Below are 11,629 nucleotides of genomic sequence, written 5' to 3'. Positions count from 1 at the left end.
GCTTTCAGAATAGGCGCCATCAGCCTCCCAACGGGAGGCGGTTCGGGCTCGAAGCCCCGGGCGGGCGCCATCGCCCCAACGGAACCCAAGGATTACCTACTCCCGTTGCCGGTTTCGGCTCATCTCCTGGGTTCCGGCCATTTTAAACTATTCAATGCTAATTTAAAAACCTTAGTTTAATAGTGGTAAAGGTGGTTAGATGAAGATTAGGGCAATATCAATTGACATTGACGGAACGATAACTTATCCTGACAGGAAGGTGCATGAAGAGGCATTGAAGGCTATAAGGGAAGCCGAGGCTAGAGGAATTCCAATAATGCTCGTAACGGGGAATACAGTTCAGTTCGCTGAGGCAGCAAGCATCCTATTGGGGACATCTGGTCCCGTAGTTGCTGAAGATGGAGGAGCAATTTCATACAAAAAGAGAAGGATTTTCTTAACATCAATGGATGAGGAGTGGGTTTTGTGGAACGAGATAAGAAAGAAATTTCCAAATGCGAGAACTAGTCACACGATGCCCGACAGGAAAGCTGGACTCGTAATAATGAGGGAAACCATTGACGTTGATACCGTTAGAGCACTCATACGAGAGCTCAACCTTAACTTGGTTGCAGTTGATTCTGGTTTTGCAATTCATGTGAAGAAGCCTTGGATAAACAAGGGGACTGGAATAAAGAAAGCCTGTGAAATCCTAGGGATAAAGCCGAGAGAAGTTGCCCACATTGGAGATGGGGAGAACGATCTGGATGCCTTCAAGGTTGTTGGTTATAAAATTGCAGTTGCTCAGGCTCCAGAATCCCTAAAGAGGGAAGCTGACTACATAACAAAGAAAAGTTATGGGGAGGGAGGAGCAGAGGCGATAAGGCATGTACTCTCCTTGATTCAGTGAATCTTGTATCCGTACTTCTCGCTTACTACCTTTATTGCCTCTTCGAATATGTCGAGCCCTATCTTTGCCTCTTCCTCGCTGATTATCAGCGGTGGAATGAGCCTTATTGCGCTCTTTCCACAGCCAAGCAGTGCAAGTCCCCTCTTGAGTGCCTCGACCACTATCTCGTTTCTCTCCTTCGTTGCGTACTCCTTGGTCTTCCTGTCCTTGACGAACTCAACACCCCATGCGAGGCCAAGTCCCCTGACGTCTCCAATTATCTCGTACTTCTCTTTCATTTCCTCAAGCCTCTCCCTGAACAGTGGCTCGAGCTTCTGGGCGTTCTCTATCAATCCATTCTGGAGCTCCTCGATTACTGCCAAGGCAGCGGCAGCTGCAACGGCGTTGCCTCCGAAGGTGTTGCTGTGGACTCCGCTGACTCCAAAGTCGAGGTCCTTCCTAAAGATCGTGGCTCCTATTGGTATTCCACCACCGAGGGCCTTTGCAACAGTAACTATATCTGGAACAATGTCGAAGTGCTCAATTGCCCACATCTTTCCTGTCCTGCCCATTCCCATCTGAACTTCGTCATCGATTAGTAAAATCCCATACTTGTCGGCTAGCTTCTTGAGTTCCTTGAAGAAGTTCTTCGGTGGAACTACGTAGCCGCCCTCACCCTGAATTGGCTCAAAGAATATTCCGGCAACCTCTTCAGCTGGAACGTAGTGCTCGAATAGGTACTCCTCGATGTACTCGATAACCCTGTTCACGAGCTCATCTGGGTGTTCGTAACCGTCGATGTGCCATGGGTTTCTATAGGGGTTCGGATATGGCACGTGCTCTACTCCGGGCATTGTTGGGAACATTCTGCTCCTCTGAACGGGTTTACTGGCAGTTAGGCTCATAGTTCCGTGAGTTCTTCCGTGAAATGCTCCTATAAAGGCTATGAACATCTTCCTGTTCGTGGACCACTTCGCTATCTTTAAAGCTGCTTCATCAGCCTCTGTTCCGCTATTACTAAGGAATACTTTCCTCTCAACATCTCCTGGGGCTATTTCTGCAAGCTTCTTTGCCAGCTCAACCTGGTAGGGGTTATAATAGTCTGTTCCAGCGGCGTGGAGAACGAGGTCAAGTTGCTTCTTTATAGCCTCTATAACCTTGGGGTTTCTAAGCCCCACATTCATGACTCCAATTCCTGATGAGAAGTCTAAGATCACGTTTCCATCAACATCGATCCAGTAAACTCCTTCAGCCTTCTCGATAACGAGAAAGTACTCGTTTGGGTCATTTGTTGTCGTTGCCATGTATTTGTGGTGCTCTTCAATTACTTTTTTTGCTTTTGGTCCAGGAATCTCCTTAACATTTGGTCTAAGCTCCATTTGCTCTCACCCAGAAAAGGTTGGAGAACAGACTTTTAACTTTAAGCTCGAAAATGATCATTTTTGTTCGAAAAATTTTCAGAGAAAAGAAAAGTTCACTCTATACTCTTTCCGTTCCAGCTTTCTATGAACTCTTTTGCAGAATTTGCAGCAATTGCTCCTTGGCCGACAGCTACTGCAATTTGCTTGAATACGTTGGTTATATCTCCAGCTGCAAATATTCCTGGGACTTTTGTCCTCATGTACATGTCAACCTTTATGTAACCGTACTCGTCGGTAATTCCAAGATGCTTAACAAAATCTGTTTTTGGCTCATAGCCGATGAATATGAACACCCCATCGACTTTTTTCTCAAATATCTCTCCAGTCTTAACGTTCTTCAAAACGACACTCTCGACTTTGTTTGTCCCCTTAATTTCTGTAACTACAGTATTAAGAATTGTTGGTATTCCAGCTTCCTTAAGTCTATCTTGGAGGATCTTATCTGCCCTGAACTTGTCTCTCCTATGGACTAGAGTAACTTTAACTCCAATACTGTGCAGATATAAAGCTTCTTGAAGTGCCGTATTTCCTCCGCCAACTACGATGACTTCCTTACCGACGAATAACGGTCCGTCACAAGTTGCACAGTAACTAACTCCCCTTCCCGTGAACTCCTTCTCTCCTGGGACATTTAGCTTCCTAGGTTCTGCTCCAACTGCGATTATTATTGTCTTAGATCTATACTCCTTTCCATTTGCTGTTTTAACACTAAAGTGGCAAGGTCCTTCATAATATGCGCATTCAGTTGGGTCTATCCTAATGACTTCATCAAATATAACGTCGACCCCATACTTCTTAACTTGCTCATACATTCTGTTGGAGAGTTCTGAGCCACTTATCCCTTCTGGAAATCCTGGGTAGTTCTCTATTAGGTCCGTTATGGCCATGTTTCCTCCGAGATCTTTTGTGATAATTATTGTCTCAAGACCAAATCTCGCGGCGTAAATTGCCGCTGTGTACCCTGCTGGCCCAGCACCGATGATTATTACGTCCCAGACCTTGCTCTCATCGACAGTGCTTTTTGTTAGTCCCCCTAAACTGAACATTTTGAACTCACCTCCTTTCTCTCGCTGGCACACAATAGTTGGTGAATATTTAAAAGCATTTTGGGACAGAGGTGTGTAACATTAATTAACCTGAAATACTTAACCAAAAGTTGGGGACTTTTGTTTAAAACTCATCGCTTTAAAAAACCCTTTTAAGATTTTAGAGCCAACTTGGTTTGAAAGGAGAAGAAATAAGCTCTTGAAATACTGTTTCAAACCAATGGTTGAGGGGGTTGAGTTATGTCATTCATTACGGCTTTCGCGTGGGCGTATTTCATTTGGCTCGTGCTCACTGTTGGTAGCAAGGGAATGCTTTGGAACGTACAGGAACTAGTGGCAGGCTTAATATTCTCAGTAATAGTGGCTTATGCGACAAGGGACATAATTGGAGAAAAGGCCTCGAGGTTCTTAAATCCAGTGAAGTGGATAATGTTCATGGCGTACTTCCCAGTGCTCTTCTGGGGCATGGTCAAGGCAAACTTTGATGTTGCCTATAGAGTCATTACAGGAAAAATAAGGCCAGGGATCGTTAGGGTTCCTGTTGATCTAGAGAACGATGCCCAGTATACAATTCTGTCCAATTCAATAACTTTGACCCCAGGAACTCTAACAATCGAAGCTTGTCCAGATGAGAAAGCCCTCTATGTTCACTGGATCAATATACCTGAAGGACAAGAATGGCCCGAAAGCTCTGAACCTGTTTCAGGCCCGTTTGAAAAGTGGGCTAGGAGGTTGGGAGAATGATGTTCTTTTATGCAACTCTTCTCATCGGAATAGCAGGTCTAATAACACTCCTTCGACTGATACTAGGCCCCTCAGTTCCAGACAGGGTAGTCGCTCTTGATACCATGAATACCCTCGTTGTGGCAGCGATGGTTCTCTTGGGGGCAGCGTACGAGAGGGCAATTTACATTGATATAGCGATAGTTTACGCACTGCTGAGCTATGTTGGAACATTAATAATAGCGAAGTACCTTCAGGGGGGATTATCATGATAGCTGATTACCTGATAATGGCTTTCCTCGGGATTAGCGTGGTGTTCAACTTGCTTGGTAGCATAGCCCTTCATAGGTTCCCGGACGTGTATACAAGGTTGCATGGAGCGACTAAGTGCACGACCTTTGGAACGATGTTTGCGGTGTTCGCGGTCATAGTTCACTCAGTAGTGAGGCTAAAGGAAACTGGCAATCCTAAGTATCTTCAGATGGCCATTCACAGCTTCGTTGCAATGTTCGCACTTCTCATGACGAACCCAGTTGGAGCCCATGCAATAGCCAAAGCTGCCCACCTAAGTGGATATATGCCGAAGAGAGCAGTGGTTGATGCCTATATGAAAAGGAGGGAGGAGAATGAATGTTGACATGATCATCCAGTTCATAGTTCTGTTGGGTATTATAGTTTCATCTGTCCTCATGATAACTCTAAGGGATCTATTGGCAGCAGCGATAGCAGCAGCGGCAATGAGTCTCCTCCTTAGCTTGGAATTCTACATGCTCCATGCTCCGGACGTGGCCATAGCCGAAGCTGCGGTTGGTGCTGGTGTTGTAACTGCAGTTGTTATCTACGCCATAGCGAAAACTGAAAGGTGGGAGCGTGAGGCCCCATGAAGAGAGCTTTAGCCTTTCTGTCTCTACTCGTGATATTTGCAGGATTAATGGTAGCTTTAAGTCCGAAGTACGGAATAAAATTTGGACTCGGCGGAGAAGACTGGCTAAAGTATCGCTATACCGATGACTATTACATAAAGCATGGTGTTGAGGAAGTTGGAGGAAATAACATCGTTACTGACATAGTATTTGACTACAGAGGTTACGATACGCTTGGAGAGGCAACGGTTCTCTTTACGGCAATAGCAGGTGCAATTGCCCTTCTAAGGCCTTGGAGGAGGGAGGAAAATGAGTGAGGACATGGGACTCATTGTGAGAACGAATGCGAGAGCACTTGTTCCATTTATCGGTATATTCGGTGCTTACATTGTCATGCACGGTCACCTTACCCCAGGAGGTGGCTTCCAGGGAGGAGCTACTATCGCCGGCGCTGGAATACTCTTCCTAGTGGCATTTGGACTCAAGGCGGCAAAAGAGAAGATAAACAAGAACCTGTATTCAGCATTGGAAGGAGTAGGTGGGCTGGTGTTCTTGGGTGCGGCAATGCTTGGCTTAAGCGTGGCGTTCTTCTACAACACGCTCTGGCACAACGGTCCGCTGTTCAATGGAAAGCCTGGGACATTGCTTTCAGCGGGTTTCCTTCCGATAATGAACCTTGGAGTTGGCCTTAAGGTGTTTACCGGACTAGTCTCAGCAGTATTTGCGCTCTCGTTGTTTAGGAGGTGGAAGGAATGATAGCCTTCCAGTATCTGACAGCTATAATAATGGTGGCCCTGGGAATTTATGCCCTACTATACAAGAGGAACCTAATCAAGCTGATACTGGCCCTTGACTTAATTGACTCGGGAATTCACCTCCTTCTCATCAGCGAAGGCTACAGGATGGAAAATGGTCTTCTACCAACCGCCCCAATTTACACTGGCTATGAAGGTGGAGCCATGGTCGCGCCAATTCCCCAGGCTTTAGTGCTTACGAGCATAGTCATTGGAGTTTGTGTCCTCTCGTTGGCAGTCGCTCTTACTGTTAACGCTTACAGACACTATGGAACGCTTGATGTAACAAAGCTTAGGAGGTTGAGGGGATGATGTGGTTACCGTTCCTCATAATCATCCCATTATTTGGAGCGTTTTCAATGCCAATAGTGAGCCTGCTAAAAGGGAAAGCGAAGGAAGCATGGGCTACAATAATAAGCTTTGCTACTCTTATAGTGGGTATTCAGGTGTTCAGGGAGGTGTGGAGCAAGGGAACATTACTCTACACGCTGGGAGCCAAGAGTCCCTTCGGCAAGGCGGACTTCCCAATTAGGATCGTTTGGGAGGTAGATAAGTTCGGAGCAATAATGGTGCTCATAATAACGTTTGTGAGTTTCCTCGCAGTTTTGTACTCAATAGAGTACATGAAGCACGATACTGGCCTTGAGAAGTTTTACACTTTGATCCTAATACTAGAACTGGGAATGCTTGGTATAGCGATAACAGGTGATATCTTCAACTTCTATGTATTCCTTGAGATAATGAGCATTGCAAGCTATGCTCTAGTTGCATTCAGAAATGACACGTGGGAAGGGATTGAGGCTGGTATCAAGTACATGTTCGTGGGTTCATTGGCGAGTAGCTTCATACTCCTGGGGATTACCCTCCTATATGGCCAGTATGGAACATTAACCATGGGCTACTTGGCGGTTAAGATCTCACAGAATCCAACGATAGTTGCCAAGGTGGCCTTAGCATTATTCTTGGGAGGGCTACTGTTCAAGAGTGGTGCTTCTCCAGTTCACATGTGGCTTGCAGATGCTCACCCAGCTGCACCAAGCTCAATTTCAGCAATGTTATCAGGTCTCGTCATCAAGGTGGGTGGAATATATGCAATGGCAAGGATAATCTTTAGCATATTCTGGCCAGCCCTCAACCCGGTAACCGTTGGCTGGATAATAATCTTCTTCGCCTGCATAACCCTGATAGTGGGAAATGCAATGGCAGTGGTGCAGGAGGACATGAAAAGGTTACTTGCATATTCTTCAGTCGGTCAGATAGGCTACATACTCCTCGGTCTGGGTATAGGAATAGTAGCCTATGGAACGAAGGTTGGGGAAGTTGCACTGGCTGGAGCAATATATCATGTAGTTAATCACGCGATAATGAAAGCCCTCCTCTTCCTTGTAGCTGGAGCGGTAATCCACGAAATTGGGACGAGGAATCTCAATGAATTGAGCGGTTTAGCAAAGACCATGCCAAAGACTTCATTTGCATTCTTAATCGGTGCCGCGGCGATAGTTGGTATGCCGCCTCTGAACGGCTTCGCGAGCAAGTGGTTGATCTACGAGAGCTCGGCACTCTTCAATCCAATAGTTGGTGCGATAGCGATAATAGGAACGGCATTCTGTACCGCGGCCTATGTAAGGGTTCTGTTCACGTTCTTTGGAAGGCCAAGCGAGAAAGTACTCAACGCCAAAGACCCAGGGATTTCAATGTTGCTTCCAATGTTCATCCTCGTGCTGGCGATAATAGTCATGGGATTCTTCCCATGGCAGATAAGCGACAAGTTCATGATTCCCGCGGCGAGGAGCCTCTGGGATATCCTTGGCTATGTTGCAACCCTGATGGGAGGTGGTTGAAGTGTTCGGTTATTGGGATGCCCTCTACTTTGTCCTCGTCTTTATCATCGGTTTAATCCTTGCTTACCTCCTCGAGAGATGGGCTAAGAGTGCTGGAATGGGCACGAGAGAAGTCGGCGATGGCACAAAGATATTTATAAGCGGTGAAGATCCCGACAAAGTCATCCCAGGATTCGAGCATCTTGAAGGCTTCCATACAGGAAAGAACACCATGTGGGGCTTAATAAATGGAGCAAAGAAGTTCTTTGCCACCCTCAAGGCGGATCACACAGGATTGCTTACTGACTACGTCAGCTATCTCCTAATGACCACCGCGTTCATACTTGTCGTGATATTGCTTAGGGGGTGAGGAAATGACGATTAAGGTCCCCGCTGATCAAGGTAATCCCCAGGAAAGGAAGAGGCTTGAAAGGAGAATTGCACAACTCTGCAGGTTTATCGGAAGATCACCTTGGGTGTTCCACGTAAACAGCGGAAGCTGTAACGGATGTGACATTGAGATAATTGCGGCTTTAACTCCTCGATATGATGCTGAGAGATTCGGAGTAAAGCTAGTGGGGAGCCCGAGGCATGCGGATGTTCTAATAGTCACCGGGCCGGTAACCAATCAGAGCTTGGAGAGGGTAAAGCTAGTGTACGAGCAAACCCCCGATCCAAAGGTGGTAATTGCTGTGGGTGCCTGTCCAACGGGAGGAAGCGTATTCTACGAGAGCCCATTCACGAATGCCCCCCTTGACAACGTGATTCCAGTAGACGTCTTCGTCCCAGGATGCCCACCAAGACCGGAGGCTATCCTTCATGGGGTTGTTTTAGCTCTAGAAAAACTTGCGAAGATGATTAAGGGTGAAGCACCCCCAGAGGAGGGAGAAGAATGAGTAAGGAAGAAGAGTTTGTTGAAATAGTTAAGCAGAAGTTTCCTGAGGCAAACGTTGAAATCAAGGAGAATAAGTGGGGGAGAAGAAGAGTTTGGATAAGTGTACCTAGGGAGAGTTTTAGGGACTTCATGAAGTTCCTGAAAGAGTATGATGAAGATGCTCACTACTCAATTGCGATAGAGGAAGATGTTGGAGATGCCATAGACTTCAGCATTCACCTCCTATTAAAGTATGAGGACACTCCAGCGATTTCATTGATAGTCAAGACAAGCGTTCCCAAGGATGATCCGGTGCTTCCCGATATAAGCGACATATTCCCCATTTCACTTCAGTTCGAGAGGGAAGCTATGGAAATGATTGGAATAGACTTTGAAAATGCTCCAGACAAGAGGAGGCTATTCCTTCCCGACGACTTCCCAGAGGGCATATACCCTCTGAGACTTGATGATAAGGGTATTCCTGAAGAGATGGTGAAGAACGCAGGTCACCCCTACCTGCTAAGGAGGGGTAAGTGATGACAAAGAAAGTGGAATATTGGGTTAAAGTACCCTTTGGGCCAATTCACCCTGGGCTTGAAGAGCCCGAAAAGTTCATTCTAACGCTAGACGGTGAGAGGATAGTTAGCGTTGACGTTAAGCTAGGATATAATCTGAGAGGCATTCAGTGGATAGCAATGAGGAGGAACTACGTGCAAGTAATGTATCTAGCTGAAAGAATATGTGGAATATGCTCTTTCTCTCACAATCACACTTACGTTAGAGCAGTTGAAGAAATGGCAGGAATAGAAGTGCCAGAAAGGGCAGAGTACATAAGGGCCATAATAGGGGAACTCGAAAGGATACACTCCCACCTACTCAACCTAGGTGTCGTTGGGCACGATATAGGTTACGACACCGTCCTTCACCTGACTTGGTTGGCTAGGGAGAAAGTTATGGACATGCTCGAGGCGATAACTGGAAACAGGGTTAACTATTCGATGATGACCATTGGTGGCGTTAGGAGGGATATAGAAGAGAAGCACAAGAGGTTATTGCTTGAAATGATCAAGTACTACCGTGAAGTCCTTCCTCAGATTGAAGACGTGTTCCTGCACGATTCAACGATTGAAGCCAGGTTAAGGGACTCGGCTATAATCCCCAGGAAACTTGCGATTGAGATGGGGGCAGTTGGTCCCACTGGCAGAGGTTCAGGGGTCAGAGAAGATGCGAGGTGGAGTGAGAAATTGGGGGTCTACCCAGATCTTGGAATAAAGCCAGTGATGCCCGAAGATGTCACTGGGGAAAAGGCTAGGGGGGACATATATGACAGAATGGCCGTCAGAATAGGTGAGCTATGGCAGAGCCTTGAGCTAATAGAGCACGCTCTAGATCAGATGCCCGAGGGCAAAATTAAGACATTCCCAAAGGACAACGTCCTAGTTGCAAAGCTGAAGATCCTTGGAGATGGAGAGGGTATAGGAAGGTATGAAGCTCCAAGAGGTGAGCTTGTCCACTACGTTAAGGGCAAGAAGGGAAGGGATGGCCCAGTAAGGTGGAAGATGAGAGAGCCAACGTTCCCGAACCTCTTCGCTATAGCCAAGGGACTAGAGGGTAACCAGCTGGCCGATGTTGTTGTTGCAATTGCATCGATAGATCCATGCCTCAGCTGTACTGACAGGGTCGCCGTGGTAAAGGATGGGAAGAAGTTCGTTCTAACAGAAAAGGATCTCCTCAGGCTTTCTATAAAGAAGACGAGGGAGATAAATCCCGAAGTTAAGGGAGATCCAACTCCCGCAGGAGTTGGGTGTTCTAGGGGGGTGTTGCTATGAACTTAGTTTATGCTTTCCTCGGGTTACTTGGCCTCTATATCTACGTTTCCATAATGTCACTATTGTTCGCGGGAATTGATAGGAAGTTGGTCGCGAGAATGCAGAGGAGAATAGGGCCACCAATCCTGCAGCCTTTCTATGACTTCCTAAAGCTCGTTAGCAAAGAAACAATAATTCCAAATACGGCAAACTTCATGTTCAAGGCCGCTCCAGTTCTGATGCTCGCAACGACAATAGCCTTGTTGGCTTACACTCCCTTTGGCTTTGCTCCCCTCTTTGCAACCAAGGGAGATATAATCGTGTTCATATACTTGCTAACCCTCGCGGACTTCTTCCTGGTAGTCGGTGTTATGAGTTCTGGAAGCCCCTATGGAAGGATCGGTGCATCGAGAGAGGTTGCAATGCTTGTATCAAGGGAGCCAGCAATGATGCTCGGTGTTTTCGCTGTAATGTGGGGCATCTCAAAGCTAGGAGTCCAGAAGCCCTTCAGTCTTTCAAGCCTCTATGAGCACAACATCTGGGAGCTAGGGCCCATGGCTTGGGTGGCGGGGGCTATACTAGTTTACGTCTTCATGGCGTGGTTAGCGAGTGAAATAGAGGCAGGATTCTTCAACATTCCAGAGGCTGAGCAGGAAATTGCCGAGGGAACCCTTGTTGAGTACAGCGGTAGGTACCTGGCAATAATAAAGCTCGCCGAGTCAATGAAGGAGTTTATAGCTGCCTCACTTGTAGTTGCAGTGTTGTTCCCATGGCAGCTTAACATGCCGGGAATTCAGGGCTACATAGTTAACCTGCTCATCCACACCCTCAAGGTGTTCATAGTCCTGTTCGTTGCAAAGACGATATTTAGGACAGTTACTGGTAGGCTGAAGATTAGCCAGGCAGTAAACCTGCTGTGGACTAGGGTGTTTGCCGCAAGTGTTATCGGAGCCTTAATCCTCGCAATGGGGGTGAGCCTATGATAAGACTTCCTCTCTTATCCACCGTTATCAAGAACCTCTTCAAGAAGCCGGCAACCAATCCCTTCCCTAAGACTGAGCCTGTTCCTGTCCCTGAGAACTTCAGGGGCAAGATAGTATACAACGTTGACAAGTGTGTTGGCTGTAGAATGTGCGTTACCGTGTGCCCTGCTGGAGTTTTCGTGTACCTCCCAGAGATAAGGAAGGTTGCACTATGGACAGGCAGGTGCGTATTCTGCAAGCAGTGCGTTGATGTCTGTCCAACGGGAGCCTTACAAATGAGCGATGAGTTCCTGCTAGCAAGTTACGACAAGTACGACTCAAAGTTCATCTATGTAACTCCAGAGGAAGCTGAGGAGATTAAGAAGAAGCAGGAGGAGCTAAAGAAGGCCAAGGCACAGGCTAAAGCTAAGAAGAGTCAGTGAACCGGTC

17 protein-coding genes and 1 riboswitch are annotated in these 11,629 nt (G+C 46.8%); of the genes, 15 read left to right on the top strand and 2 right to left on the bottom strand.

The window, feature by feature from the left end; genetic code table 11:
• Positions 1-3: 3 nt before the first annotated feature.
• A riboswitch (Fluoride riboswitch) is annotated at positions 4-84 on the bottom strand.
• A 115-nt stretch (positions 85-199) separates the two neighbouring features.
• Positions 200-889, top strand: coding sequence for a phosphoglycolate phosphatase (locus A3L04_RS07695; RefSeq protein ID WP_068578473.1), 690 nt, complete (start codon positions 200-202; stop codon positions 887-889).
• Here A3L04_RS07695 and A3L04_RS07690 read toward each other — a convergent pair.
• The gene (locus tag A3L04_RS07690; protein ID WP_068578471.1) at positions 883-2,247 is read right to left on the bottom strand and encodes an acetyl ornithine aminotransferase family protein; all 1,365 of its coding nucleotides are present in this window, start codon (positions 2,245-2,247) and stop codon (positions 883-885) included. The two genes, A3L04_RS07695 and A3L04_RS07690, sit on opposite strands and share 7 nt — an antisense overlap.
• 95 nt (positions 2,248-2,342) lie before the next feature.
• Complete coding sequence (gene trxB, locus A3L04_RS07685) at positions 2,343-3,335, bottom strand: thioredoxin-disulfide reductase (RefSeq protein ID WP_068578469.1); 993 nt, start codon at positions 3,333-3,335, stop codon at positions 2,343-2,345.
• A 240-nt stretch (positions 3,336-3,575) separates the two neighbouring features.
• Between trxB and A3L04_RS07680 the strand changes: the two genes are divergently transcribed.
• The 14 genes from A3L04_RS07680 to A3L04_RS07615 are packed head-to-tail and all read left to right on the top strand — an operon-like array spanning position 3,576 to position 11,622.
• Positions 3,576-4,079, top strand: a complete 504-nt coding sequence (locus A3L04_RS07680; protein WP_068578466.1) for a monovalent cation/H+ antiporter subunit E — start codon at positions 3,576-3,578, stop codon at positions 4,077-4,079.
• Positions 4,076-4,330, top strand: a complete 255-nt coding sequence (locus A3L04_RS07675; RefSeq protein ID WP_014734422.1) for a cation:proton antiporter — start codon at positions 4,076-4,078, stop codon at positions 4,328-4,330. Before A3L04_RS07680 ends, A3L04_RS07675 begins: the two co-directional genes overlap by 4 nt.
• Positions 4,327-4,695: a monovalent cation/H(+) antiporter subunit G gene (gene mnhG, locus A3L04_RS07670; protein ID WP_068578464.1), complete on the top strand. Its 369-nt coding sequence runs from the start codon at positions 4,327-4,329 to the stop codon at positions 4,693-4,695. The genes A3L04_RS07675 and mnhG overlap by 4 nt, the downstream gene beginning before the upstream one ends.
• The gene (locus tag A3L04_RS07665) at positions 4,685-4,942 is read left to right on the top strand and encodes a DUF4040 domain-containing protein (protein ID WP_068578462.1); all 258 of its coding nucleotides are present in this window, start codon (positions 4,685-4,687) and stop codon (positions 4,940-4,942) included. Before mnhG ends, A3L04_RS07665 begins: the two co-directional genes overlap by 11 nt.
• Entirely contained in the window at positions 4,939-5,238 is a 300-nt protein-coding gene (gene mbhE / locus A3L04_RS07660; protein WP_068578461.1) for a hydrogen gas-evolving membrane-bound hydrogenase subunit E, read from the top strand. Before A3L04_RS07665 ends, mbhE begins: the two co-directional genes overlap by 4 nt.
• Positions 5,231-5,677, top strand: a complete 447-nt coding sequence (locus A3L04_RS07655; RefSeq protein ID WP_068578459.1) for a Na(+)/H(+) antiporter subunit B — start codon at positions 5,231-5,233, stop codon at positions 5,675-5,677. The genes mbhE and A3L04_RS07655 overlap by 8 nt, the downstream gene beginning before the upstream one ends.
• Positions 5,674-6,027, top strand: a complete 354-nt coding sequence (locus A3L04_RS07650; protein ID WP_068578457.1) for an NADH-quinone oxidoreductase subunit K — start codon at positions 5,674-5,676, stop codon at positions 6,025-6,027. The genes A3L04_RS07655 and A3L04_RS07650 overlap by 4 nt, the downstream gene beginning before the upstream one ends.
• The gene (locus A3L04_RS07645) at positions 6,024-7,556 is read left to right on the top strand and encodes a proton-conducting transporter transmembrane domain-containing protein (RefSeq protein ID WP_068578454.1); all 1,533 of its coding nucleotides are present in this window, start codon (positions 6,024-6,026) and stop codon (positions 7,554-7,556) included. The genes A3L04_RS07650 and A3L04_RS07645 overlap by 4 nt, the downstream gene beginning before the upstream one ends.
• Before the next feature lies 1 nt (position 7,557).
• A complete protein-coding gene (locus tag A3L04_RS07640) occupies positions 7,558-7,905 on the top strand; it encodes a hydrogenase (protein ID WP_068578452.1) in 348 nt (115 codons plus the stop codon).
• Between the two features lie 4 nt (positions 7,906-7,909).
• The gene (locus A3L04_RS07635; protein WP_068578450.1) at positions 7,910-8,431 is read left to right on the top strand and encodes an NADH-quinone oxidoreductase subunit B family protein; all 522 of its coding nucleotides are present in this window, start codon (positions 7,910-7,912) and stop codon (positions 8,429-8,431) included.
• Positions 8,428-8,946: an NADH-quinone oxidoreductase subunit C gene (locus A3L04_RS07630; protein WP_068578448.1), complete on the top strand. Its 519-nt coding sequence runs from the start codon at positions 8,428-8,430 to the stop codon at positions 8,944-8,946. The genes A3L04_RS07635 and A3L04_RS07630 overlap by 4 nt, the downstream gene beginning before the upstream one ends.
• Positions 8,946-10,238 (top strand): hydrogenase large subunit, encoded by a 1,293-nt coding sequence (locus A3L04_RS07625; protein ID WP_068578446.1) that lies wholly within the window; start codon positions 8,946-8,948, stop codon positions 10,236-10,238. The genes A3L04_RS07630 and A3L04_RS07625 overlap by 1 nt, the downstream gene beginning before the upstream one ends.
• Positions 10,235-11,200 (top strand): respiratory chain complex I subunit 1 family protein, encoded by a 966-nt coding sequence (locus A3L04_RS07620; RefSeq protein ID WP_068578444.1) that lies wholly within the window; start codon positions 10,235-10,237, stop codon positions 11,198-11,200. The genes A3L04_RS07625 and A3L04_RS07620 overlap by 4 nt, the downstream gene beginning before the upstream one ends.
• Positions 11,197-11,622 carry a 4Fe-4S dicluster domain-containing protein gene (locus tag A3L04_RS07615; protein WP_068578442.1) on the top strand — a complete coding sequence of 142 codons (426 nt, stop codon included), beginning with the start codon at positions 11,197-11,199 and terminating at the stop codon, positions 11,620-11,622. The genes A3L04_RS07620 and A3L04_RS07615 overlap by 4 nt, the downstream gene beginning before the upstream one ends.
• Positions 11,623-11,629: the final 7 nt, after the last annotated feature.

This window comes from Thermococcus chitonophagus, from assembly GCF_002214605.1.
Taxonomy (GTDB): domain Archaea; phylum Methanobacteriota_B; class Thermococci; order Thermococcales; family Thermococcaceae; genus Pyrococcus; species Pyrococcus chitonophagus.
This window is presented reverse-complemented; position numbering and strand designations above follow the sequence as displayed.

Excerpts from the sequence above, each read along its gene's own strand:
- A3L04_RS07695 (WP_068578473.1), top strand. The coding sequence starts at position 200 with ATGAAGATTAGGGCAATATCAATTGACATTGACGGAACGATAACTTAT.
- A3L04_RS07690 (WP_068578471.1), bottom strand. The coding sequence starts at position 2,247 with ATGGAGCTTAGACCAAATGTTAAGGAGATTCCTGGACCAAAAGCAAAA.
- trxB (WP_068578469.1), bottom strand. The coding sequence starts at position 3,335 with ATGTTCAGTTTAGGGGGACTAACAAAAAGCACTGTCGATGAGAGCAAG.
- A3L04_RS07680 (WP_068578466.1), top strand. The coding sequence starts at position 3,576 with ATGTCATTCATTACGGCTTTCGCGTGGGCGTATTTCATTTGGCTCGTG.
- A3L04_RS07675 (WP_014734422.1), top strand. The coding sequence starts at position 4,076 with ATGATGTTCTTTTATGCAACTCTTCTCATCGGAATAGCAGGTCTAATA.
- mnhG (WP_068578464.1), top strand. The coding sequence starts at position 4,327 with ATGATAGCTGATTACCTGATAATGGCTTTCCTCGGGATTAGCGTGGTG.
- A3L04_RS07665 (WP_068578462.1), top strand. The coding sequence starts at position 4,685 with ATGAATGTTGACATGATCATCCAGTTCATAGTTCTGTTGGGTATTATA.
- mbhE (WP_068578461.1), top strand. The coding sequence starts at position 4,939 with ATGAAGAGAGCTTTAGCCTTTCTGTCTCTACTCGTGATATTTGCAGGA.
- A3L04_RS07655 (WP_068578459.1), top strand. The coding sequence starts at position 5,231 with ATGAGTGAGGACATGGGACTCATTGTGAGAACGAATGCGAGAGCACTT.
- A3L04_RS07650 (WP_068578457.1), top strand. The coding sequence starts at position 5,674 with ATGATAGCCTTCCAGTATCTGACAGCTATAATAATGGTGGCCCTGGGA.
- A3L04_RS07645 (WP_068578454.1), top strand. The coding sequence starts at position 6,024 with ATGATGTGGTTACCGTTCCTCATAATCATCCCATTATTTGGAGCGTTT.
- A3L04_RS07635 (WP_068578450.1), top strand. The coding sequence starts at position 7,910 with ATGACGATTAAGGTCCCCGCTGATCAAGGTAATCCCCAGGAAAGGAAG.
- A3L04_RS07630 (WP_068578448.1), top strand. The coding sequence starts at position 8,428 with ATGAGTAAGGAAGAAGAGTTTGTTGAAATAGTTAAGCAGAAGTTTCCT.
- A3L04_RS07625 (WP_068578446.1), top strand. The coding sequence starts at position 8,946 with ATGACAAAGAAAGTGGAATATTGGGTTAAAGTACCCTTTGGGCCAATT.
- A3L04_RS07620 (WP_068578444.1), top strand. The coding sequence starts at position 10,235 with ATGAACTTAGTTTATGCTTTCCTCGGGTTACTTGGCCTCTATATCTAC.
- A3L04_RS07615 (WP_068578442.1), top strand. The coding sequence starts at position 11,197 with ATGATAAGACTTCCTCTCTTATCCACCGTTATCAAGAACCTCTTCAAG.